22 protein-coding genes are annotated in these 23,334 nt (G+C 26.5%); 17 read left to right on the top strand and 5 right to left on the bottom strand.

The features are described from left to right. Nucleotides 1–107 precede the first annotated feature (107 nt). The 6 genes from B5D11_RS07650 (at nt 108) to B5D11_RS12650 (ending at nt 3,471) form a co-directional block, all read left to right on the top strand. Nucleotides 108–524 carry a HutP family protein gene (locus B5D11_RS07650; protein WP_078682459.1) on the top strand — a complete coding sequence of 139 codons (417 nt, stop codon included), beginning with the start codon at nt 108–110 and terminating at the stop codon, nt 522–524. A gap of 240 nt (nt 525–764) precedes the next feature. Then, a complete protein-coding gene (locus B5D11_RS07645; RefSeq protein WP_078682458.1) occupies nt 765–1,595 on the top strand; it encodes an Mrp/NBP35 family ATP-binding protein in 831 nt (276 codons plus the stop codon). Nucleotides 1,596–1,716: 121 nt separating this feature from the next. Continuing rightward, on the top strand, nt 1,717–1,908 hold the full coding sequence (locus B5D11_RS12655; protein WP_180376976.1) for a hypothetical protein: 192 nt from the start codon (nt 1,717–1,719) through the stop codon (nt 1,906–1,908). 32 nt (nt 1,909–1,940) lie between these two features. Then, nucleotides 1,941–2,381: a DUF134 domain-containing protein gene (locus B5D11_RS07635; RefSeq protein WP_078682457.1), complete on the top strand. Its 441-nt coding sequence runs from the start codon at nt 1,941–1,943 to the stop codon at nt 2,379–2,381. 245 nt (nt 2,382–2,626) lie between these two features. Then, nucleotides 2,627–3,157: an ECF transporter S component gene (locus tag B5D11_RS07625; RefSeq protein WP_078682456.1), complete on the top strand. Its 531-nt coding sequence runs from the start codon at nt 2,627–2,629 to the stop codon at nt 3,155–3,157. Between the two features lie 176 nt (nt 3,158–3,333). Beyond that, entirely contained in the window at nt 3,334–3,471 is a 138-nt protein-coding gene (locus B5D11_RS12650; protein WP_164850153.1) for a hypothetical protein, read from the top strand. A 203-nt stretch (nt 3,472–3,674) separates the two neighbouring features. Here the strand turns inward: B5D11_RS12650 and B5D11_RS07620 are convergent, their stop codons facing one another. Continuing rightward, complete coding sequence (locus B5D11_RS07620) at nt 3,675–4,313, bottom strand: histidine phosphatase family protein (protein ID WP_078682455.1); 639 nt, start codon at nt 4,311–4,313, stop codon at nt 3,675–3,677. A 638-nt stretch (nt 4,314–4,951) separates the two neighbouring features. On the opposite strand from B5D11_RS07620, the gene B5D11_RS07615 reads away from it, so the two are divergent. The 7 genes from B5D11_RS07615 (at nt 4,952) to B5D11_RS07585 (ending at nt 13,607) form a co-directional block, all read left to right on the top strand. Beyond that, nucleotides 4,952–5,965, top strand: a complete 1,014-nt coding sequence (locus B5D11_RS07615) for an ABC transporter substrate-binding protein (RefSeq protein ID WP_078682454.1) — start codon at nt 4,952–4,954, stop codon at nt 5,963–5,965. A gap of 1 nt (nt 5,966) precedes the next feature. After that, nucleotides 5,967–6,869 (top strand): ABC transporter permease, encoded by a 903-nt coding sequence (locus B5D11_RS07610; RefSeq protein ID WP_078682453.1) that lies wholly within the window; start codon nt 5,967–5,969, stop codon nt 6,867–6,869. After that, complete coding sequence (locus tag B5D11_RS07605; protein WP_078682452.1) at nt 6,835–7,629, top strand: ABC transporter ATP-binding protein; 795 nt, start codon at nt 6,835–6,837, stop codon at nt 7,627–7,629. The genes B5D11_RS07610 and B5D11_RS07605 overlap by 35 nt, the downstream gene beginning before the upstream one ends. A 315-nt stretch (nt 7,630–7,944) precedes the next feature. Next, nucleotides 7,945–8,682 carry a class I SAM-dependent methyltransferase gene (locus B5D11_RS07600; protein ID WP_078682451.1) on the top strand — a complete coding sequence of 246 codons (738 nt, stop codon included), beginning with the start codon at nt 7,945–7,947 and terminating at the stop codon, nt 8,680–8,682. A 105-nt stretch (nt 8,683–8,787) separates the two neighbouring features. After that, nucleotides 8,788–10,770 (top strand): transketolase, encoded by a 1,983-nt coding sequence (gene tkt, locus B5D11_RS07595; RefSeq protein WP_078682450.1) that lies wholly within the window; start codon nt 8,788–8,790, stop codon nt 10,768–10,770. A gap of 486 nt (nt 10,771–11,256) precedes the next feature. Continuing rightward, nucleotides 11,257–13,011 (top strand): phosphoenolpyruvate carboxykinase, encoded by a 1,755-nt coding sequence (locus B5D11_RS07590; RefSeq protein WP_078682449.1) that lies wholly within the window; start codon nt 11,257–11,259, stop codon nt 13,009–13,011. A gap of 80 nt (nt 13,012–13,091) precedes the next feature. After that, nucleotides 13,092–13,607, top strand: a complete 516-nt coding sequence (locus B5D11_RS07585; protein ID WP_078682448.1) for a hypothetical protein — start codon at nt 13,092–13,094, stop codon at nt 13,605–13,607. A 66-nt stretch (nt 13,608–13,673) separates the two neighbouring features. On the opposite strand, the gene B5D11_RS07580 is transcribed toward B5D11_RS07585, so the two are convergent. Further along, the gene (locus B5D11_RS07580; RefSeq protein WP_078682447.1) at nt 13,674–13,889 is read right to left on the bottom strand and encodes a DUF378 domain-containing protein; all 216 of its coding nucleotides are present in this window, start codon (nt 13,887–13,889) and stop codon (nt 13,674–13,676) included. Nucleotides 13,890–14,076: 187 nt separating this feature from the next. Then, the gene (locus tag B5D11_RS07575) at nt 14,077–14,544 is read right to left on the bottom strand and encodes an Lrp/AsnC ligand binding domain-containing protein (protein WP_078682446.1); all 468 of its coding nucleotides are present in this window, start codon (nt 14,542–14,544) and stop codon (nt 14,077–14,079) included. A 250-nt stretch (nt 14,545–14,794) separates the two neighbouring features. Between B5D11_RS07575 and B5D11_RS07570 the strand changes: the two genes are divergently transcribed. Continuing rightward, nucleotides 14,795–15,181 carry a hypothetical protein gene (locus B5D11_RS07570; protein ID WP_078682445.1) on the top strand — a complete coding sequence of 129 codons (387 nt, stop codon included), beginning with the start codon at nt 14,795–14,797 and terminating at the stop codon, nt 15,179–15,181. Nucleotides 15,182–15,283: 102 nt separating this feature from the next. Here the strand turns inward: B5D11_RS07570 and B5D11_RS07565 are convergent, their stop codons facing one another. Then, nucleotides 15,284–18,310 (bottom strand): vitamin B12-dependent ribonucleotide reductase, encoded by a 3,027-nt coding sequence (locus B5D11_RS07565; protein ID WP_078682444.1) that lies wholly within the window; start codon nt 18,308–18,310, stop codon nt 15,284–15,286. 275 nt (nt 18,311–18,585) lie between these two features. Between B5D11_RS07565 and B5D11_RS07560 the strand changes: the two genes are divergently transcribed. After that, complete coding sequence (locus tag B5D11_RS07560; protein ID WP_078682443.1) at nt 18,586–19,083, top strand: GAF domain-containing protein; 498 nt, start codon at nt 18,586–18,588, stop codon at nt 19,081–19,083. A 115-nt stretch (nt 19,084–19,198) separates the two neighbouring features. Here B5D11_RS07560 and B5D11_RS07555 read toward each other — a convergent pair whose 3' ends face one another. Beyond that, on the bottom strand, nt 19,199–21,865 hold the full coding sequence (locus B5D11_RS07555) for a cation-translocating P-type ATPase (RefSeq protein ID WP_078682442.1): 2,667 nt from the start codon (nt 21,863–21,865) through the stop codon (nt 19,199–19,201). A 531-nt stretch (nt 21,866–22,396) separates the two neighbouring features. Between B5D11_RS07555 and B5D11_RS07550 the strand changes: the two genes are divergently transcribed. Together B5D11_RS07550 and B5D11_RS07545 are read left to right on the top strand one after the other, a co-directional pair. Beyond that, entirely contained in the window at nt 22,397–22,663 is a 267-nt protein-coding gene (locus B5D11_RS07550) for a hypothetical protein (RefSeq protein WP_078682441.1), read from the top strand. A 236-nt stretch (nt 22,664–22,899) separates the two neighbouring features. After that, nucleotides 22,900–23,325, top strand: a complete 426-nt coding sequence (locus tag B5D11_RS07545; protein ID WP_078682440.1) for a YaaR family protein — start codon at nt 22,900–22,902, stop codon at nt 23,323–23,325. Nucleotides 23,326–23,334 lie beyond the last annotated feature (9 nt).

Here is a 23,334-nt window from a genome sequence, read left to right as displayed (position 1 = left end):
TAAATTGTATAGTGGAAATTAATTTACAGCTTATTGTTGGTTAATCATAAAATAATAAATTTAATATTAAACTTATTAAAAATAAAAATTTAGATGGAGTGATACAAATGATTATTGACAGTATAGCAGTAGCTAAAGCTTCAATAGAGCTTGCTATATCATCAAGAGAAGAAGAAAAAGAATTGGAAAGTAAATTTAAAGAAAAAGGAATATTAACTGTAGCTGTAGATGTAGGTGGAAATTTAAATAATTCAATTACTAAAATAATGGAAAGAGCTTTAGTGGCCGCTAAAAGAAATGGCATAATAAAAGATTGTCATGTTCATGATGGAGCTGTTATTGGTGCTGCAAGAGAGGCTATTATGCAGGTAGCTTCTAAAGCTAATGGGTTAAATGTTGGAGGGAAAATAGGCATAGCAAGAAGTGGGGAACATCTAAGTGTTGCAATTTTTATGAGTATAGGTGTTTTACATTTAAATGATTTAGTAATAGGAATAGGTCATAGATCTATACCTAATGTATAAAATTATGGGAGTGTAATTAGTTTTGTGTAAAATCAAATCTAATTACACTCCCATAATTTCGTATTTATCAATTATATTTTCATAACCTCTTAGGTAAATATAATTTCTTAATTTTTATTATTTTATTTTTTTGTATTACGAATTAAAGATATTTATAATTGGCATTTGACAATAACTAAAAATAGATGTAATATGAAATTGGCAAATGCTAATAATAAATTTTATTTAGGAGATGATTTTATGGGAGAATGCAGTACATGTCCATCAAATGATGGATGCTCAAAGGATAAGGAAAGCTGTATGATTAAAAATAATCCATTAAACAATGTAAAAAAAATTATTGGTGTTATGAGTGGAAAAGGTGGTGTAGGTAAGTCTTCAATATCTGTACTCATTGCAAAACATTTAAAGCAGCTTGGGTATAGTGTGGGCATATTAGATGCTGACATAACAGGACCAAGTATTCCAAGGCTGCTTGGATTAAGAGGTAAAAGAGCTGAAGTACTTGAAGAAATGATGATACCTGTTGAAAACTATGATGGAATAAAGGTCATGTCACTAAATTTCCTAATAGATAAGGAAGATGATCCTGTAATATGGAGAGGACCAATGATTGCAGGTGTAGTTGAGCAATTTTGGACAAATGTTCTTTGGGGAGAACTTGATTATTTAATAATTGATATGCCTCCCGGAACAGGTGACGTTGCATTAACAGTAATGCAATCTATTCCAATTAATGGAGTAGTTATGGTATCTGTGCCACAGGATCTTGTTTCTATGATAGTATCAAAGGCTGTAAATATGGCAAGAAAAATGGATATTAACATTTTAGGTGTTATTGAAAATATGAGTTATATAACTTGTCCTGATTGTGGTAAAAAAATAAAACTTTTTAATGGCGAAAGTACAGAGAAATTTTTAAATGAAATGAATTTAAAACTATTAGGAGAACTTCCTATGCTAAATAGTATAAGCAATTTGAGTGAGCATTGGTATGAAAGCGTAAATGAAAGTCTTGAATTGATTTTTAACCCTATAGTAAAAAATATAATAAAAGATTTGGAAGAATAGTAATGATTAATACAGATATTTTAGTAATCGGAGGAAGTGCAGGGGAATAATTACTGCTACAATAGCTAAAAAAGTATATGCAGATAAAAGTGTAGTACTTGTAAGAAAAAATAAAACAGTTATGGTTCCTTGTGGGATACCATATATTTTTGGAACATTAAAGTATGCAAGTAAAAATAGAATACCAGATTCAATGCTTACAAATGCAGGTGTAGAGCTTCTAATAGATGAAGTTATAAAAATTGATAAAGAAAACAAGATTGCAATTTTATCAGATAATGAAGATGATATTTTAAAAGAAAGTATAAAATAAAAATTTAAATAAAAATATAGGAAGGAATTAAAATGCCAAGACCAACAAAATTTAGAAGAGTAGAATTTTTTCCAGAGGACACTTATTTTGTTCCATGGGGTAAGCCTAAATGCGAGATTGAAGAAATAGTATTAAAAGTAGAAGAACTTGAAGCAATGAGGCTTAAGGATATTGAAGAGCTAAATCAAGAAGAGTGTGCTGATAGAATGCAGGTATCAAGGCAAACTTTTCAAAATATTATTGATAGTGCCAGAAAAAAGATAGCTATAGCTTTGACAGAAGGAAATGCTATAAGGATAAATGGCGGAAATTATAGGGCAACATTTTGTAAATTTAAATGCTTTAATTGTGGGAATGTATATGAAATAAACTATGAGCAGGATAAATATAACTGTCCTGTTTGCGGTTCAGATGAGGTTATGTGCAGTAAAAAGGCAGATTTTTGCACAAAATGGTGTAAAACTACAAAGTAATGGATTTAATTGTTTGTTTCCAGAAAATTATACTGACACAGTAATTGAACATTTTATGTGTCCAAGAAATGTTGGAATAATAAAGTATGCAAATGGAGAAGGAACAATTAAGTACGTGAAGATTAAGGAATGTATAATGTACAAAAAAAGCTGCTAAAGAAATCAAACATGAATTTAAAGAAAAATTTATATATAACAATACCGGAAACATAATAAAAGTAATATAAAAGATTGGAGATATAAAAATGAACATTAACACAAAAAAATTAGTTCAAGCTTCTTTACTATTAGCAATGGGTATCATATTTCAAATAATAGGTAGAAATATACCACAGATTAATCAATTTTTAGTAGGTCCGATAATTAATTGTATTTTAATATTAACTGCTTTTATTTGCGGTAAGTGGTGGGGTGTAGGAGTAGGAATTTTAACTCCTATTTTAGCATGGCTTGTTGGTCAACTTGCAACTCCTTTAGCTCCATTTATACCATTTATTATAATCGGGAATTTTTTATTTGTATTTTTATTTTCATTATTTATGGAAGGACAACTGTTAAAAAGAGGTATTGGAATTATTCTTGGAGCAATAGGGAAATATGCTTTTTTAACCTTTGCTTCTACTAAATTAATAAATCTTTTTGGCTTAAATTTTCCACCTAAGGTGCTTAAGGCATTATCAATAAGTATGAGTACTCCTCAACTTATAACTGCACTTGTAGGTGGAGCTTTTGCTTTAATAATTATAGAATTATTAATAAAAAGAAAAGTTATTTAGCTAAAAGAAAATAAAAAGCTTGGTATAAAAACACTACCAATTTTCATGGTAGTGTTTTTAAATTTTATTTTTTTGATTCCATTAATAAAATACATTTCTTCATTGTCTATTATTGTAGATATTTTAAAGTATTTACACATAATTTTAGCTGTTATTTCAATAGACGGAAGAATATAATGTTTTCAGATATATCTATAGCAGTAATATTTAGTGGATTAGTCAGAATGAGATATTCTGACATGATTTCAGTACCTGTACCAATATCTATTATTTTAGAGTTAATTGTTGTAAAAGCTCCAGCACCAGTAAAATAGAATACGATATAAAAAGTCCGATTAAGGTGAGATGTCATTTTAATCGGATCTTTTTATTTACAAGTACAGAACCCTCTTTTTACTTATTATTTAGTTAGTATTTTAATATATAAGTTATGCTCATTATAATTTATATGATGGTTCTGTTGCAGATTAATCCCTCTAGGACTTATGAATTTAAGATAAAAAATTAGCTCAAAGTATTATACGTATGATTTAATAATATAATTATTTGGTATATGGCTTGTATCATTTATTTTAATTATAGTTGGATTTAAATCATAATCAAAATCTATTTCACAAATTGAAGTATTCCCTAAATTGATTTTATGGTACATTGTCATATCCCATTCAAAAAGTCCAATTAGTCCAGCTTTTATTATTCCACCATGAGCTACTATTAAAATTTTCTTTTCCATATGCTTTGTTACAATTTTATTTATAGCATTTTTAGCTCGTATACTTGCATTTTTCAAACTTAAATCTCCTCCGCATATAGGAGCCTCAAGTTTATCATTTCTCCAGTTATAAAATTCTTTTGGAAAATTATTTGATATTTCTTTTATTGTAAGACCTTCCCATTTACCAAAATTTATTTCTCTTAATTCTTTAACTACAATAGGCTTAGTTTGTTTACTTGCAGCAATAATTTCTGCTGTTTGTACTGCTCTTTTTAAAGGACTCGTGTATATATAATCAAAATTGCCATTAAAATTTCTTGATAAATACGTAGCTTGTATAATACCTTCTTTAGATAATTCTATATCGTTACAGCCTTGAAATTTGCCTAATTTATTCCATTCAGTTTCACCATGTCTTATTAAAAATACTTTAGTTTTCATTTTTATCTCCTTATTAAATCATTTTTGATTATATTTGATATTAAAATCAGAATATCTATATTTATAGTATGATATTTAAAAATTTGAGTCAATATTTAATCTTTAATTCATAATTTATGCGTAGTTTGCTAACTCTGCTATACTAAAGTTAAAATTATATAAAGAAGTTTACTTATTTTTGCGAAGATTTTTCATAGTGCATATCTTAATTTAGAAGAGAGAAAGAAATTATTAAATTCTATTAATTGAAAAAATATATACAACCTATAAATGTAATAATTATATTAAGTGTTATAAAATTATATTTTGTATTTAAGAAATTGTAAAAGTATATTGAAATAGTTAAAAATATATGATAAAATTTAGCCTATAATTTATTTTTAATGTAATGTTTTTATATGTAGTGATAAATTTGTAGCATAGATTATATTTATATAAATTTTTTTACAAGTAAGTATTTAATATTTAAATTTATAGTATTATTGATATTTTTAAATATAATTAAAATTGTAGAATGGTAGTTTTAGTAGGAGATATAGTGTAGTTTAAGAAAATTTTACTTTTTGTTCTTTTATGTTAAGTAAGCTCTCCTTTTGAGAGCTTTTATTTTATATTAATTAATTTTGGAGGATGGTAGTATGGTAGGTAAAAAAATTTCAATTCTAACATCACTTTTATTAAGTGTATCAATTCTAGGAGGATGTTCTAAAACTCCAGCGGTTTCATCTGATAAATCAGCAAATAAAGAAAAAATAATAAAAATAGGAATAAGTCAAGTAACTGAGCATCCGGCTTTAGATGCAGCCAGAAATGGATTTATTGAGGCACTAAAATCTAAAGGATTTGAAGATGGTAAAAATATAAAAATTGATTATCAAAATGCTCAAGGTGAGATAGCAACAGCTCAAACTATAGCACAGAATTTTGTATCTCAAAAAGAAGATCTAATATTAGCAATAGCTACACCATCTGCACAGGCTGCTTATAATGCTACAAAGGATATTCCTATACTTATAACAGCTGTAACAGATCCTATAAAAGCTGGTCTTACAAAATCTTTAGATAAGCCAGATACAAATGTAACGGGTACTTCTGATGATGTTTCCATTGAAAAACAGTTGGAGCTTTTAAAAAAATTGTTACCTAATAGTAAAAAAATGGGTGTAATATATAATTCAAGCGAAAGCAACTCTGAAATTCAACTGGAAAACATAAAAAAAGCAGTTCCAAATTTTAACCTTGAACTTGTATCTGTTGGAGTAAATAATGTCAATGAAATAACCCAAGCTTTAAATTCAATATTAGATAAAATAGATGTATTATATATTCCAACGGATAATTTAGTAGTTTCTGCAATGCCTTTAATAAGCAATACATGTTTTAAAAAGAATATACCTATCATAGGTTCTGAAGAAGGACAAGTGGCATCAGGAGCATTAGCAACTAATGGTATAGATTATTTTAAATTAGGTTTTCAAACAGGACTTATGGCTGTTGAAATATTAAATGGTAAGAAAGTTTCTCAAATCCCAATTACAACTTTATCTGAGCTTTCTATGGTTATTAATATAGATGCAGCTAAAAAGTTAAATATAAATATACCTGAAGATATAAGTAATAAAGCAAAAAAGATAACTGGGGGCGTTAATTAATATGGAACTTTTTATAAGCACATTAGAGCAGGGATTAATATTTTCTATAGTTGCACTAGGGATATATTTAACATTTAAAGTATTAAAATTTTCAGATCTTTCTGTAGATGGGACGTTTCCTTTAGGAGCAGCTATTACAGCTCTTTGTCTTATGAAAGGTATGAATCCTTTTATTTCATGTATTATAGCTTTTTTCACAGGTGCATTAGCAGGTTTAGTTACTGGGGTTTTAAATGTAAAACTTAAAATTTCAGAACTTTTAAGTGGTATATTAGTGATGATGGGTTTATATTCTATAAATCTTAGAATAATGTCTAAATCAAATGTGCCTTTATTTGGGAAAGAAACTATTTTTTCAAAAACAGATTACTCAATAATTATATTATTAATAATTGTTTTAGTTATAAAATTAGCTTTAGATTTATTTATGAAAACTAAGCTTGGTTTTATTTTGACGGCAACAGGAGATAATGAACAAATGGTAACACTTTTAGGTGTTAACAAAGATAGCATAAAATTATTAGGGCTTATGCTTTCAAATGGACTTATAGCATTTTCAGGAGCAATCATGGCACAATATCAAGGCTTTTCAGATGTAAATATGGGAACAGGTACTATGGTTATGGGATTGGCTGCAGTAGTAATGGGAGAAACTATATTTAAAAAAGTAAGTATTATTAAGGCAACTACTATGACTATAATAGGTTCTATGTTATATAAAGCAGCTATATCAATTGCATTAAAGATGGGACTTCCAGCAACAGATTTAAAACTTATTACAGCTTTAATTGTAATATTAGCTCTATCTTTAAATGGGAAAAGTTTCGGATTTAAAAATAAAAAATTAGTTACATTAGGGGGTAAGGCTATTGCTAAAAATACAAAATCTATACAAGACATTTAATAAAAATACTGTAAATCAAAATGATTTATTTAATGGACTTAATTTAGAAGTAAATAAAGGAGATTTTGTAACTATTATTGGAAGTAATGGCGCTGGAAAATCTACCCTTATGAATATAATAGCTGGTTCTATAAAAGAAGATGGTGGATCTATAATTATAGATGGTAATGAAATAAATAAAGTTCCTGAATATAAACGTTCAAAATATTTAGGGAGAGTATTTCAAGATCCTTCAAAAGGAGTAGCTTCTCATATGACTATACTTGAAAATTTATCTTTAGCCTACAACAAAGGGAAAAGATTTAATTTAAGTTTTGGAATATCTAAAAAAAATGTTAATATGTTTAAAGAAATGCTTTCTGAATTAAAATTGGGGCTTGAAGATAAATTATATACTAAAGTAGGACTTTTATCAGGGGGACAAAGACAGGCATTATGTCTTATGATGGCAGTTATGCAAAAACCTAAAGTTCTTTTATTAGATGAGCATACTGCAGCTTTAGACCCTAAAACTTCAGAAATTATAATTGATTTAACAGAAAAAATAGTTAATGATAATGATATAACTACTCTTATGGTAACACATAATTTAAACCACGCAATTAAACTAGGGAATAGATTAATAATGATGCATACAGGGAATATAGTTGTTGATATAAAAGATAATGATAAAAAAGGCTTAACTGTTGAAAAGCTTATTGAAAATTTCAACAATATACAAGGCAAAGAATTTTTAAGTGATAGAGTATTATTATCATAAGGTTGGCTTTATAAGCTGACCTTTATTTTTTATTATAATTAGTATATTATATGGTTATAATTAAAAAGTATTTATGATTATTATTTTAATGATTATATAACAAAAAAGTATTTTTATTAATGATTGATAACTATATACAGATATAGTACAAAGTAATAAACATTATAAATTATAGTGAAAATTAATTTATATCATATTGGATGTTTAATTATTTTATTAAACAATGAATTTTAATTAAAATTTGTATTTATATAAAAATATATAAATTATATAAATTTAAAAACAACAAATAAAATAAGGGTAGGAGGATAATATATGAAATTTTATAAAGAATTAAGTAATGTATATGATGATATTTTCCCACAAAATGAAGAAACTTTAAAATTTTTATGTAAAAATTTAAAAAATAATTCTTCTGTATTAGATTTAGCTTGTGGAACAGGTACATATTCTATTGCCTTAGCTTTAAAAGGTCATAGGGTAGATGCTATTGATTTAGAAGAAGAAATGATAGAAATTGCTAAGAAAAAGGGGGGATTGTATGCTAACTTTGTTGCAGGAGATATGACAGAAATAAAATATGAATTTAAAGATAAAAAATATGACTTAGCTTATTGTATAGGAAATTCCATAGTACATTTAAAAAATAAAGAAAAAATACAAAGCTTTATTAAAGATGTTTATGATGTCTTAAGTGATAAAGGAATTTTTATAGTTCAGATAGTTAATTATGATAGAATAATTAACTATGATGTAAAATCACTTCCTACTATTGAAAATAAATTTAAAAAAGTTAAATTTATAAGAAATTACAATTATAAAAATGAAGAAAGAAATATAGAATTTCAAACGGAACTTATAATTGATAAAAATGGGGAAAATGAAAGTTTTAAAAATTCAGTAGATCTTATACCTTTACAAAAAGAAGAGCTTAAGTTAATGTTTGAAAAAGCAGGATTTTTAGATATTGAAATATATGGAAGCTTTTTAGAGGAAGAGTATAATGAGGAATCATTTTCAACTATTATAAAAGGAACAAAAAAACACATATAAATAAATAAATTTGTAATATAAACACATTGAATTATTTTTAACAAGTAATGTATAATATATTATAGAAGCATATACTGTACATTTTTTGCAAAGGAGTAGATATAAATGAATAATATTGATAATTTAGCTATTAATACCATTAGGGTATTATCAGCTGAAGGAGTACAAAAGGCAAATTCAGGGCATCCAGGGCTTCCTCTTGGTGCAGCACCTATGGCTTATACACTTTGGTCAAAACATATGAAGCATAATCCTAAAAATCCAAATTGGAAAGATAGAGACAGATTTATATTATCAGCAGGGCATGGTTCTATGCTTTTATATTCTCTTCTTCATTTATTTGAATATGGACTTACTAGAGAAGATTTAATGCAATTTAGACAACTTGGTAGCAAGACACCAGGTCATCCAGAATATGGCCATACAATAGGTGTAGAAACTACAACAGGACCACTTGGACAAGGATTTGCAACTGCAGTAGGAATGGCTTTAGCAGAAAGTTATTTAGCAAACAAATTTAATAGAAAAGGATTTAATATAGTAGATCATTATACATATGTTTTATCTGGTGATGGCGACATGATGGAAGGTGTAACTTCTGAAGCAGCATCACTTGCTGGTACTTTAGCATTAGATAAACTTATAGTTTTATATGACTCAAATAATATATCCATAGAAGGAAACACAGATATAGCTTTTAGGGAAGATGTAGCTGCTAGATATAGAGCATATAATTGGCAGGTTTTAACTGTTGAAGATGGAAATAATGTAGACGCTATCAGTAAAGCTATAGATGAAGCTAAAAAAGAGAAAACTAAGCCAAGTTTAATAATAATTAAAACTCAAATAGGTTATGGTTCACCAAAACAAGGTACTGCTGCTGTTCATGGAGAACCTTTAGGACTTGAAAACGTAAAAAAGACAAAAGAATTTTTAAAATGGGATTATGAAGATGATTTTTATGTTCCAAAAGAAGTTAAAGAACATATAAAAACTTTAATAGAAGAAGGAATTAAGAAAGAAGAAGAATGGAATAATCTTTATGAATCCTATAAAAAAGAGTATCCTGAATTAGCTCAAGAATATGAATTATGGTATTCTGGAAAACTTCCTGTAAATTTATTAGAATATGAAGACTTTTGGAAATTTGATAAAAAAATGGCTACAAGAGTTTCATCAGGAGAAATAATAAATAGATTAGCTAAAGTAGTTCCAAATCTTATAGGAGGTTCTGCTGATTTAGCTCCATCAAATAAAACATATATGAAAGACAGAGGAGATTTTTCAGCAGAAAATAGAAGTGGATCAAACTTACATTTTGGTGTAAGAGAATTTGCTATGGCTGCTATAGGAAATGGTATAGCAATACATGGAGGATTAAAGGATTTTGTAGCAACTTTCTTTGTATTTTCTGATTATATGAAAGCAGCAATGAGATTATCTGCTATTATGAAGCTTCCTGTAACTTATGTACTTACTCATGATAGTATAGGTGTAGGAGAAGATGGACCAACTCATCAGCCTATTGAACAATTAGCTGCATTAAGAAGTATTCCAAATTTCCATGTATTTAGACCAGCAGATTCTAAAGAAACAGCTGCAGCTTGGTATTCAGCTATAACTAGAGAAGATGGACCAACAGCATTAGTGCTTACAAGACAGGACTTACCTTTATATGAAGAATCATCAAAAGAAGCATTAAAGGGAGCATATATATTAAAAAATAGTAAGAAAGAAATACCTGATATAATACTTATGGCAACAGGCTCTGAAGTTGAACTTATATATGAAGCTTCAAAGATACTTGAAGAAAAAGGTATAGATGTAAGAGTTGTAAGTATGCCTTGTTTTGAAATATTTGATAAACAAAGCAAAGAATATAAAGAAAGCGTACTTCCAATGGCATGCAGAAAAAGACTTGCAGTTGAAGCTCTATCTTCATTTGGATGGCATAAATATGTAGGATTAGATGGAGATATTATTTCTTTAGATCATTTTGGAGAATCTGCACCAGCTAAATTACTTTTCGAAAAATTTGGATTTACAGTAGAAAATGTAGTAGAAAGAGCTTTAAATTTATTAAAATAATTATATTTAAAATATTTACAACTAATTTAGTATAAAAAATAAAAATAAAAAAATAATATTATAAAAAAGCTTCTCAATATATATAAATTATGAGAAGCTTTTTTTTTATAATATTATGATTATCTCATAAAAACTATTTTTTTAGAATTGATTACTATATTTTGAAGTAAATCAATAATAAATATACTTACTCATTGTGTAATGAAAATTTATTTACAGCTTATTGTGCTTTAATCATATTATTATTTCAAAAAAGTATTTATATTAAAATTGATAATTATAATACTTGTTATGATGTGTGATACATAACTAGACTATATTTAGTTTTCATAGTGTATATATTATAATAATTATAGATAAAAATTTAAAATTATTGTAAAAATGAAATTATTTTTGTTTCAAAATATCAAAATTTATGATAAAGTAATATATGAAGATATTAAAATGAATGTTTTCGGATTAAATTATTCATGATGGAGGATTAATATGGAAAAAGAGTTTTCGCTAAGCAATGATAAAGTAATGATAAATTTTACAGTGAAATACTGTGAAACCATGGAAAAACTTTTAGAAAGTTATGGATTTAAAAGAGTAGTATATTCATATTTAGAAAAAATTCAAAAAAGGAAAACTAATATATATAAATATATTAATGATAGTTTTCCAAATTCAACTATTGATGAAATTACAGAAAATTTAATAAGTTTATTTAAGCTTTTAACTATTGAAAAAACTACAGAAGTTATAAAACTAAATAATAAATACGAAAAAATATTAATGAAAAAAGAAAATTTTATAGATTTAATAGAAGATTTATATAAATATTGGAGAAAACTTGAAAGATATACAATACTACATAGTAGTAAAGTAAATGAAGGAGAAGGTTATGAGAGTGTAAGCTTTGTTGAGGCTAATAAGAATTTTTCAAAGCTTGTTTTAAATACTTATAGAAGAATAGAAGAACATGTTTTAGAATATAAACCAACTGTTTATAGGCAGCTTTCAGCAGGTGGTAATGCTAGCATTGTAGTAAAGAAAAATAATTGGGATATTCCTAAAGAATATGAAATGTTAAAAAATATTCCATTTATAACTTCAATGTTATTAAATACACCATTTATAACTTATCCTAAAAAAAATACAAGAAAAGGTTACTTTGAAGAAGTTTATAAAAATCCATTAGAAAATGCTGATGTAAATAATGATCATTTCTTTTGCTATCCAGCAAAGGTAGGAAAATTTCTTGCATATATATATTTTCATAGAGACTTTATGTCTCATGGAATTACATTATGTAATTTATTCGAAATGGCTAAAGAAGAAGAATATATGGGAGCTAAACCTGATATAATTTATGTATTTGGAGCCAGAGATAACGACACTAAAGTTAAAACTGTTTTTTATGATGATAATAAAAATAATATAATGCTTGGTTATGTTAGTCATGGAGACGAAATAGACTATTTTGGATATATGAAAAAAATGATACTAACTCTTCATAATGTTCTTATGATAAAAAAAGGAAATCTTCCAATTCATGGAGCTATGGTTAATATAGTAATGAAGAATGGAAAATCTGCAAATGTAATTATAATGGGGGACAGCGGTGCAGGAAAATCAGAAAGTCTTGAAGCTTTCAGAGCCTTAAGTGAAGATTATATAAGTGATATGACTATAGTATTTGATGATATGGGTACTCTTAAATTAAATGAAAATGGCAAACCGTTAGCTTATGGAACAGAAATTGGAGCTTTTGTAAGATTAGATGATTTAGATCAAGGATACGCTTTTAAAGAAATTGATAGAAGTATATTTATGAACCCAGATAAAATTAATGCAAGGCTTGTTATGCCTGTTGCAACTTATAAAGAGATAATAAAAGGTTATCCAGTAGATTTATTCTTATATGCTAATAATTATGAAGATGTAAAAGAAGGAGAATCTGAAATAGAATATTTCAATAGTCCTGAAGAAGCTATTAAAGTATTTAGATCTGGAGCAAGAATGGCAAAAGGAACAACATCAGAAACTGGACTTGTAGAATCATATTTTGCTAACCCGTTTGGACCACATCAAAAACAGGAAGAAACTGACAAACTTTTAAATTTATATTTTAATAATATGTTTGAAAGAGGGGTTAAAGTAGGTCAAATTAAGACTTGTTTAGGAATTCCTGGAAAGGAAAAAGAAGGTCCTAAAAATGCAGCTATAAAACTTTTTGATATTATTAAATCTTTATAAAATAGTTCTATTTATATAATATCGCTTTATAAATATATAAATATAAGGTTTTTATAAAAAGTTCTAGGAAGTGAACTTATTTGGGAAAATATATTTATAAAGCTAGAAATATTAGACAAAAAAATAGTTTAGGCTGGAGTATTATATTAATATTAATTATAGTGTTAGCTATTTTATTATCTTGCCTATATTTTGGAAATAATAAGTTAAATTATAAAAAATATAAAATTTACGAAAGTAAAATAGATAAAGAATTTAATGAAATAATAAATACTATAGATGCTGATGATAAAAGATATAATGCTAATGAACTAAGTAAAAGACAAATAATAGAAAAATATAAAAAAAGTTCAATAAAATTAGAAAAACTCTATGATTCTTTTAAATGGAAAAAAGGAGATGGAGCAGTAAAACAATTATATACAATAAAAAAATATATTATAATAAGCTATTCACAGCTTTATTACAATAAAGCTGTAGCTTTAGAAAATAATATTGCATCAAATGAAACTGAGGAAATAGAGTATATAAATATATTAACTGAAAATTATAAGAAAAAAGATAAAACTCAAAAACAAATATATAATTTATATTAAAAAATAATGCTGAAAGTTATTTCTTTCAGCATTATTTTTTAATATAAATTTAAAGAATAAAAATTATTATATTTCTTCATTTTTATCTTGATATCTGTCTTTTCCTAAAAAAGACAGAGAATAAATTCCAGCAATACCAACCAAAGCATATATAATTCTTGAAAAAGTTGTCATTTCTCCAAATAATGCAGATACTAAATTAAAGTCAAAAAATCCTATAAGTCCCCAATTAACTGCACCTATTATAACTAATAAAAGTGATAATGTATCTAAGAATTTCATATTATACATCTCCTTTAAATTGATTTATACAAAAATAGTATCTGCATATTTTTTAAAAATATAACTAAAATAAATTTTTTATAAAGATAAAAATCTATAGGTATAAACTATAGATTTTAAAAATATTATTATAAATTTAATTTTTAAATTTTATATATTTTAATTAAATTTTATGTTTATATAATATTTAAATATTTATATTTCTATCTACAATTTGATCAAGAGAAATAAAAATACTGGTACTTTGAATGCCTTTAATAGTTTGAATTTTATTTGTTAATAATTCATGTAAATGAGAAATATCTTTGCATATAATCTTAAATAAAATTGAAAAATCACCTGTAATGCAATGAATTTCTATTATTTCATTTATTTTTTTTAATTCTTCTGAAACATATTCACAAGAAGAGCAATTAACAAGTTTTATACCTACAAAAGCACAAATATCATAGCCCAACTTGGATGTATCTATAAGAAGTTTAGTACCTTTTATTATGCCCATTTCTTCCATTTTTTTTGTTCTTACATGTATTGTCCCGCCACTTACATGACATTGTCTCGCAATTTCAAGGAAAGGAGTTCGTGAGTCATTAAATAATATACTTAGTATTTGAAGATCTAAATCATCTAATTGATATTTACATGGTCCTTCCATAATATACCTCCATTCTATAGTTTTTATTTTAAAATAAATATTATTTTGATTTTTTAGTTTTTTTCAAATATTAAAATTCTATATATTTAAATTGCAATTTATCAAAGTAAATTATATAGAATATTATATCAGCAAAATATAAAGTTGACAATTTTATAACGAATAATTTCATTATTTTATTTTGGCTTGATATATTTTTAAAAATATATCATAATATTAAGTATATAATATTAAAAAAAGGGGGGATAAAATGGAAATCGTAAAACAGCTTTTATTAATGATAGTTTTTGCCGTAATTATTTTAATTGTATATAATATTTTGAAAGTTTATGTATTAAATAAAATAAATATTAATAAATGGATTGTTTTGGTATTAGGCATATTGGTACTTTTTTTACCAGGAATACTTGTAAGTTTAGGAGTAAAATTACCCAATAATTCATTTTGGCAGTTTATACCATCAGGAATATTTATAATTTTATTCCTTTGGTTTATGGATTTAAATGGATGGATGAGCAAAAAAACAAAATCATCTACTTCTTCTACATATACTGGTTACGGTAAAAAAGATAAGAAAAAAGATGTTATAATAAAGCCAAAAGCTAAACCTAATAGAGTTAAAAATAAAAAAAATTAAAAAAATAGGATGCCTGTTGCCACAACGCATCCTATTTTTTTATAGTCCCTATTTACATTTTATACAAATATATTAACTCTAATCAATAATATATAAATATTTTTAGCTGCATCCAGTTGTAGAACCACAGTCAAGACAAACCTTACATGTACCATTTATAATCATTCTATTTCCTGAACAAGCAGGGCAGGTTTCTCCGTAAAGTTTCTCCCCACTTTCTTTATAATTTGAATTAATTGATTTTGTAAAAACTATTTCATTATTAATATTATTTATTGGATGTTGATTAAAAGGTATTTTTTCTGCAGTACTGCTTACATAATCTTCAGGTTTTACTTGACATCTTGAAAAATCTCCAAGTTCTATGTCTATTATTTTACTTATTAAATCAGATATAGAACTTACATATTTAATATATGGATGTTTTTGAACAAAACCATATGGCTCATATTTTTGTCCTCTAAGCATTCTTGAAATATCTTTTGGAGGTACATGATACTGAAGCATTACTGAGATAGATTTAGAAAGAGAGTTTAAAAGACCTGTAATTATAGTTCCTTCTCTATCTGTTGTAATATAAATTTCAGATATTTCTCCATTTTCTCTTCTATTTACTGTAGTATATATTTTAACATCTTCTATTTGTGCAGGATGAGTAGTGCCATATCTTATGCCTACTGGTTTATCTCGTTTGGAATAATGTCTTTGAGATTGAAGTTCTTTTGCTTTTTCTAGTAATTTATCATAAGTTAAATTTTCTAGATTAACTTCTCCTGATTCAGATGTTAAATTGGTATTTAAAGGCTGAGCAGCTTTTGATGAATCTCTATATAAAGTTATGCCTTTTATTCCAAGCTCCCAAGAAGTTAAAATAACATTTTTAAAGTCATCTACAGAAGCATTTTTAGGTAAATTTACTGTTTTAGAAACAGCTCCTGATATTAAAGGAGTTATAGCAGCTACCATATAAACGTGTCCCATCGGATCAATATATCTATCTCCGCTTCCACATTTATTTGCAGTGTCAAATATAGGGAGATGTTCTTCTTTAAGATGAGGTGCACCTTCTATTTTACCATCTGCTATTTTTTCATATTCATATCCATTTTCTAAAACAGTTTCTTTTCTAAGAACATAATTTAATATATCTTTAATTTGCTCTTTAGTATATCCTAAATTTTCAAGAGACATTTCTATAACAGGATTAACTATTGTCATATAGCCTCCACCTACAAGTTTTTTATAAACTATGTGGCTAAAAAATGGCTCTATAGATGTAGCTATGCAATCCATAGCAAAAGATATAGTTCCTGTAGGAGCTATAACAGTAACTTGAGCATTTCTATATCCATATTTTTCTCCATATTCTAAAGAGTCTTTCCATACTTTTTTTAAAGAATTACTTATATAACCTAATTTAAGCTTTTTTAAAAGTTCATGATTTACTTTAAGAGGCTCATAATTTAAGCCTTCATAAGGAGTATCTAATGCACCAGCAGCTCGAGCATGATTTCTAATGACTCTTTGCATATACTCTTTATTAATTTCATATTTTTTAAAAGTTCCAACCTTTTGAGCCATAAGTGAAGATACATAGTATGAATATCCTGTCATTATACCTATTAGTGAAGAAGCTAGAGCTCTGCTTTCTTCTGAATCATACGGAAATCCCATAACCATAAAAAGTGAAGCTATATTTGAAATACCAAGGCCTGTAGTTCTAAACATATAAGTTTTTCTTGCAATATCTTCTGTTGGATATTGGCCCCAATGTATAGATGCTTCCAAGACAAGCTGTACAAGTCCTATTAAATGTATGTATCCCTCTAAATCAAAACTCTTAGTAGAATGATTGTAAAATTTAAATATGTTTATAGAAGCTAAATTACAGGATGAATCATCTAAAAAAGCATATTCTCCGCAAGGATTTGTAGAATTAATTCTATTGTATGGGGCGTTATATATTCCATCTTCTCCTGCTGGACAAGTATGCCATGCATTAAAAGTATCATCAAATTGCGGAGCTGGATCTGCACATTGCCATGCTGAATCATTAAATGCATCCCAAATATCTTTAACCTTTATTGTAGTGTTTACTTTTTCATCAACTCTTCCTTTTAGCTCTATTACTTCATCTTCGTTATTATCTAGATTTTTTACTTTTTTCATAAAATCATCAGAAAATCTTACAGAATTATTGCTGTTTTGCCCCGAAACTGTTTCATAAGCTTCACCATCTATATCTGTATCATATCCCATTTTACCAAGAGCTCTTACTTTTGCTTCTTCTTTAGCTTTCCAAGTTATAAAATCCATAATTTCAGGGTGATCAACATTAAGACAAACCATTTTAGCTGCACGTCTAGTAGTTCCACCTGATTTTATAGCTCCTGCATTTCTATCTAAACCTTTTAAAAAGCTCATAAGTCCTGAAGATACTCCACCTCCAGAAAGTCTTTCACCTTTAGCTCTAAGAGAAGAAAAATTTGTTCCTGTACCTGAACCACCTTTAAAAAGTTTTGTTTCTGTAACAAATTGCTCAGATATTGAATGAGGACCTAAGAGTTTATCTTCTATAGATAATATAAAGCAGGCAGAAGCTTGAGTTCTTGTATAATTATCCTCAGATTCTACTACTTTGTTTAAAGATTCATTATAATAATAATTACCTTGTTTTTTACCTTTTATTCCATAAGAATGTGCAAGACCTGTATTAAACCACTGAGGAGAATTTGGAGCATACATTTGGTTTAATAATCCATATACCATTTCATCATAAAAAATATTTTTTTCTTCTTGTGTTTCTATTATGCCTTCATCAACTAAAGCATTGGCCCAAAAACTAACTAATCTATCTGCAACCATTCTCATACTGTTTTCATAGCCTAAACTATTTGGAACTCCTGCACGTCTAAAATATTTAGAAGCTATAATATTACAAGCATTTTGAGAATAATGTTCAGGAAATTCTAAATCCTTCATATCAATGATAACTTTAGAAGTTTTATAGTCTTTTAAAAATACATCTACAGTTTTCCAGTTAAATAAATCATATACTGTTTTATTTTTATCTTTTTCTAGTTCTTTTGTATAAACTCTTTTAAATAAAGACTTTATATTATTTTCCATATATTTACCTCCATTATAATACTTAGCTATATATAGTATTATTTTCGCAAATAACCACTATATATTGTATCACGAAGACTATTATAGAATATTTTCCAATATAATTCAACAATTTTATTTCTTGAAAATTTATTGACAAAATCAATATCATATGTTTATTATTTAATAAATAGTATTAATATGATGAGGCAGGTTAGTATAAATTTTTCTACTTCATTATAATACATATTTATATATTCCTATGCAGAATAAATTTATTAAAAAGGTGGTAAAATATGTTTAAATTAGATGTTTTGCAAAATATGTCTACAGAAGAAAAATATAAATATATGCTTATATTGATTGAAGGACAATGCAGCACAGAAAAAAATTCTCTTGCCAATTTAAGCAATGCAAGTGCTATTATAAAAGCTTGTTTAGATAAATTAAATTGGGTAGGATTTTATATAATGAGAGGAGATGAACTTGTTTTAGGACCTTTTCAAGGAATGCCGGCTTGCAATAGAATTAAACTTGGAAATGGAGTATGTGGTAGTGCAGCAGCTTTAAAAAAAGTTCAAAGAATAGATAATGTACATAATTTTTCAGGGCATATTGCCTGTGATTTTGCCACAAACTCTGAAATCGTAATACCTATAATTAAAGAAAATAAAGTTTATGCTGTTTTAGATTTAGATAGTCCAGAGTTTAATAGATTCACTGAATTAGAGGAAAAGTATCTTATAAAATTTGTTGAAAAACTAAATAAATATATAAATTGGGAAGAAGTTTAAAGACTAAATAATTTATATAAATTAAAACCATACATGTACTAAAAAATTTATTTAATACATGTATGGTTTTATTATATAAAGAAAACAAATAATTAATTAAATGTAAATTTTTATTTTAAGCTTTTTCTTTTATTCTTATAAATATTTTAGCAATTTCATTAAATATAAGTGGAATTATTGAAAGCAATATTACAGTACCCCATTCACTGCCTGTTAAATTAGAAACTTCAAATATCTTTGCTAAAAATGGAACAGTTATAACTATATCTTGAAGGAATATTCCAATTAATATAGCACCTATTAAAAACATATTTGAGAAAAATCCAATTTGAAATATAGATTTTTTAGAATTTCTCATATTTAAAGAATGTATTAGCTGAGATACACTTAAAACTATAAAAGCCATAGTTTGTGCGTGAATTAATGCATCCTTTGAAATATTTTCAGGGAATATTGGGAATAATGTTGTAACATTTGATTCAACCCTTGCTCCAATTACAAAAGCTGAAAGTGTTAAAATACCTATTAAAATACCATTTAATATAAGGTTTATTCCAGCGCCATGAGCAAATAAGCTATCTTTTGGATTACGAGGTTTTTCATCCATTACGCTAGGATCACCAGGATCAGCACCTAAAGCTAATGCTGGGAGGGTATCTGTTATTAAATTCACCCATAATAAATGTATAGGCATTAATGGTGTAGGCCAGCCTAAAAGTATTGCAAAGAATAAAGAAATTATTTCACCTGTATTACAAGATAGTAGGAATATTATGGATTTTTTTATATTATTATATATATTTCTTCCTTGTTCTACAGCAGAAACTATAGTAGAGAAATTATCATCTGTAAGTACCATATCAGCTGCTCCTTTTGCAACATCAGTACCAGTAATACCCATAGCAACTCCTATATCAGCAGCTTTTAATGAAGGAGCATCATTAACTCCATCGCCTGTCATAGAGACTATATTTCCCTTTGATTTAAATGCTTTTACTATTTTTACTTTATGTTCTGGGGAAACTCTTGCAAAAACTCTTAAATTATCAATCTTTTCACTAAGCTCTTCTTGAGATAATTTATCAAGTTCAGTTCCTGAAATTGATTGATCTAAAGTTTCAGCTATGCCTAATTCTTTTGCTATTGCAAAAGCAGTATTTTTATGGTCTCCAGTTATCATAATGGTTTTAATTCCAGATCTTTTACATTGAGCTATTGAATCTTTAACTTCTAATCTAGGAGGATCTATCATTCCAACAAGACCTATAAAAATTAAATCAGATTCTAAATTGTCAATAGCTACATGAGGAGAATCTATTTTTTTATACGCAGCTCCTAATACTCTAAGAGCATCATCTGACATATTATTTGCATAACTCATTATTTTATTTTTTAACTCATCTGTTAATGGTTTTACTTCATTATCTATATATATAGATGTACATATATTAAGAAGGTTATCTGTTGCACCTTTAGTCATTACAAAATATTGATTATCATATTGATTTACAGTAGTCATGAGTTTTCTGTCTGAGTCAAAAGGTATTTCATTTTTTCTAGGATGTAATTTTTCTAAAGTGTCTTTAAATATATTAAATTTAACCCCAGCTTCAAGAAGAGCTATTTCTGTAGGGTCACCAGTACTGGAACCTTCAGAATAAGTAGCATCTGTACATAAAATTAAATTTTCTAAAAGAAGCCTATGGATAGGATCTTCTATATTTAAAGAAGATATATCATCAAAAACATTATTTGCATAAAATTTTGTGACTGTCATTTTGTTTTGAGTTAATGTACCAGTTTTATCAGAGCAAATTATGTTAACTGACCCTAAAGTTTCAACAGCAGGTAGTTTTCTTATAATTGCATTTTGTTTTATCATCTTTTGAACGCCCATAGCTAAAACCAAAGTAACAACAGCAACAAGACCTTCTGGTATTGCAGCTACTGCAAGACTTATAGCAGTAAAGAACATATCAAATAATTCTCTTCCTTGGATAATTCCAACTATGAACATAATAGCACATATTATAAGAGCAGCAAATCCTAAAATTTTTCCAAGTTCTGATATTTTTTTCTGAAGAGGAGTTTCGTTATCTTCATCATCTTCAAGCATTTTTGCTATTTTACCTATTTCTGTGTTCATTCCTGTTGCTACAGCTACTCCTACTCCTCTTCCATATGTAGATAAAGTAGAACTAAAAGCCATATTTTTCTGATCACCAAGCGGGGTATCAGAGGATTCTAAAATTAAGTCAGCATCTTTATCAGATGGAACGGATTCTCCTGTAAGAGCTGATTCTTCAATTTTTAGATTAGCACTTTCTATAAGTCTTAAATCACAAGGTATGTATCTTCCAGCATCAATTATAACTATATCGCCAGGTACAACTTCTTCAGAAGGTATTTCTTTAAGTTCACCATCTCTTTTTACTACAGCTTTAGGAGTAGATAGCTTTTTTAAAGCATCTAAAGCTTTTTCAGCTTTTGATTCTTGTATTACGCCTACAACTGCATTTATAATTACAACTAAACTTATAATGATGGTATCGCTGACTTCTCCCATTAATCCAGAAATAATTGCAGCACCTAATAAAATAAAAATCATAATATCATTTAATTGTGCCAAAAACAGCTGAAACAGTGTTTTAGATTTTTTTTCAACAAGCTTATTTTCGCCATATTTTAATAGCCTGTTTTTAGCTTCTTCGGACGAAAGTCCATTTAAAGCGTCAACTTTAAATTCTTTTAAAACTTCATTTTTGTCTTTTAAAAACCACATAAAATCACCTCTTTAATATTATTAGAAAAATTTTTAAATTTATGAATTTGACACAAAAAAAGACCCTTGCCATATTTATGACAAAGGTCTTGCATCTCACTTTGAGTTAACTATCCGGGTTTAAACCGTAATGACGAATAGTTAAAAACTTATAAGTCCATGCTACTCCCCTTTTTACAAATTATATCATATGAATTTCTAAAACTCAATATATATTTTGATAAAAATAATGTATTTGTGATTGATTTATGATAATGTCCTAATATATCACAATTTTTGTTGATAATTGTACAAAAATAGCTGAACTATATTAAAAATTTATATTTTATTTAATTTATTCTTAATTCATATATAAAAACTTTTTTTCATATATTTTATAAGCTACAAATATTAAATATAAAAACTAAATGTAGAAAAATAAAAGAATAATTAAATTCATTTCATTTTTAGCAAATATAAGAGTTTATTTTATTAGAGGGATTAATTAAACTCTGAAGTTATATATAAATAATAAATTATGGAGGAAAATATATGAAAGATGAATGTGATAATAATATAATAAAAAAGAAAAAATTTGAAAAAATTAAATTAGCAATTATTAATAATTTAAAAAAACCTTTGGTAAAGGTAATAGTTTTTGTAATTCTTTGCATCATAGTTTTTATTAGTTCTTATTTTTACACTATTCAAAGAATAAAAAATGAAGAAAGTTATAATAAAATTTCTAATTATAATAAAAAATCATATTATTTAGAACAAAGATTTATAAAAAGTTCATCAAAAAATCTTAATAACTAAATTTTTAGTAATAAAAAATAATAATAAACTATAATCTGTAAATTAATTTTCACTATATAATTTATAGTGTTTCTAAATTTCTATTAATTATATATAGTTGTAAATATTTAACAAAAAGACTTTTTGTAAGATAATCAAAATATGAATAAATTTTATTTACATATGTGTTATAATAAAGTAAAAATAGATATATAGATATTAATTATGAATAAATTTTGCAGGTAGGGGTGAAAGTTTTGGAAATATCGAGAGTAAAAAGAAATGCACCTCTTATTTCTGAAGATAAGAAAAGCATTAATACAAAAAAAGACTTTTCTCAAAGCTTTAATTTTGCAAAAGATAAAAAAAATGAGCAGCAGCTTAAAGAAATGATTATAAATATAAAAAAGAAAGGTAATAGGCTTGCAATAACAAAATGTTATTCAGATGTATATGCTTATAAAAATCTTATAAAAGAATATTTAAAATCTATAATGTCATATATGTATGAAGTTAATAAAGATATTAGTTTTTGGCAGACTCAATATTTTATGACAGTAGAAACTATTGACATTAAACTGAAAGAACTTACTGAGCTTTTATTAAGCGAAGAAAAGGATAATATGAAAATTGCAGCAACAATAGATGAAATTACTGGATTAGTTGTAGATATTTATAAATAATGAGGCAGA

The sequence above is a fragment of the Clostridium sp. USBA 49 genome (genome assembly GCF_900167505.1).
Taxonomy (GTDB): domain Bacteria; phylum Bacillota; class Clostridia; order Clostridiales; family Clostridiaceae; genus Clostridium_AT; species Clostridium_AT prolinivorans.
This window is presented reverse-complemented; position numbering and strand designations above follow the sequence as displayed.

What these genes read in the sequence shown, in the direction of transcription:
- B5D11_RS07650 (WP_078682459.1), top strand. Translation starts at nt 108, where the DNA reads ATGATTATTGACAGTATAGCAGTAGCTAAAGCTTCAATAGAGCTTGCT.
- B5D11_RS07645 (WP_078682458.1), top strand. Translation starts at nt 765, where the DNA reads ATGGGAGAATGCAGTACATGTCCATCAAATGATGGATGCTCAAAGGAT.
- B5D11_RS12655 (WP_180376976.1), top strand. Translation starts at nt 1,717, where the DNA reads ATGGTTCCTTGTGGGATACCATATATTTTTGGAACATTAAAGTATGCA.
- B5D11_RS07635 (WP_078682457.1), top strand. Translation starts at nt 1,941, where the DNA reads ATGCCAAGACCAACAAAATTTAGAAGAGTAGAATTTTTTCCAGAGGAC.
- B5D11_RS07625 (WP_078682456.1), top strand. Translation starts at nt 2,627, where the DNA reads ATGAACATTAACACAAAAAAATTAGTTCAAGCTTCTTTACTATTAGCA.
- B5D11_RS12650 (WP_164850153.1), top strand. Translation starts at nt 3,334, where the DNA reads ATGTTTTCAGATATATCTATAGCAGTAATATTTAGTGGATTAGTCAGA.
- B5D11_RS07620 (WP_078682455.1), bottom strand. Translation starts at nt 4,313, where the DNA reads ATGAAAACTAAAGTATTTTTAATAAGACATGGTGAAACTGAATGGAAT.
- B5D11_RS07615 (WP_078682454.1), top strand. Translation starts at nt 4,952, where the DNA reads ATGGTAGGTAAAAAAATTTCAATTCTAACATCACTTTTATTAAGTGTA.
- B5D11_RS07610 (WP_078682453.1), top strand. Translation starts at nt 5,967, where the DNA reads ATGGAACTTTTTATAAGCACATTAGAGCAGGGATTAATATTTTCTATA.
- B5D11_RS07600 (WP_078682451.1), top strand. Translation starts at nt 7,945, where the DNA reads ATGAAATTTTATAAAGAATTAAGTAATGTATATGATGATATTTTCCCA.
- tkt (WP_078682450.1), top strand. Translation starts at nt 8,788, where the DNA reads ATGAATAATATTGATAATTTAGCTATTAATACCATTAGGGTATTATCA.
- B5D11_RS07590 (WP_078682449.1), top strand. Translation starts at nt 11,257, where the DNA reads ATGGAAAAAGAGTTTTCGCTAAGCAATGATAAAGTAATGATAAATTTT.
- B5D11_RS07580 (WP_078682447.1), bottom strand. Translation starts at nt 13,889, where the DNA reads ATGAAATTCTTAGATACATTATCACTTTTATTAGTTATAATAGGTGCA.
- B5D11_RS07575 (WP_078682446.1), bottom strand. Translation starts at nt 14,544, where the DNA reads ATGGAAGGACCATGTAAATATCAATTAGATGATTTAGATCTTCAAATA.
- B5D11_RS07570 (WP_078682445.1), top strand. Translation starts at nt 14,795, where the DNA reads ATGGAAATCGTAAAACAGCTTTTATTAATGATAGTTTTTGCCGTAATT.
- B5D11_RS07565 (WP_078682444.1), bottom strand. Translation starts at nt 18,310, where the DNA reads ATGGAAAATAATATAAAGTCTTTATTTAAAAGAGTTTATACAAAAGAA.
- B5D11_RS07560 (WP_078682443.1), top strand. Translation starts at nt 18,586, where the DNA reads ATGTTTAAATTAGATGTTTTGCAAAATATGTCTACAGAAGAAAAATAT.
- B5D11_RS07555 (WP_078682442.1), bottom strand. Translation starts at nt 21,865, where the DNA reads ATGTGGTTTTTAAAAGACAAAAATGAAGTTTTAAAAGAATTTAAAGTT.
- B5D11_RS07550 (WP_078682441.1), top strand. Translation starts at nt 22,397, where the DNA reads ATGAAAGATGAATGTGATAATAATATAATAAAAAAGAAAAAATTTGAA.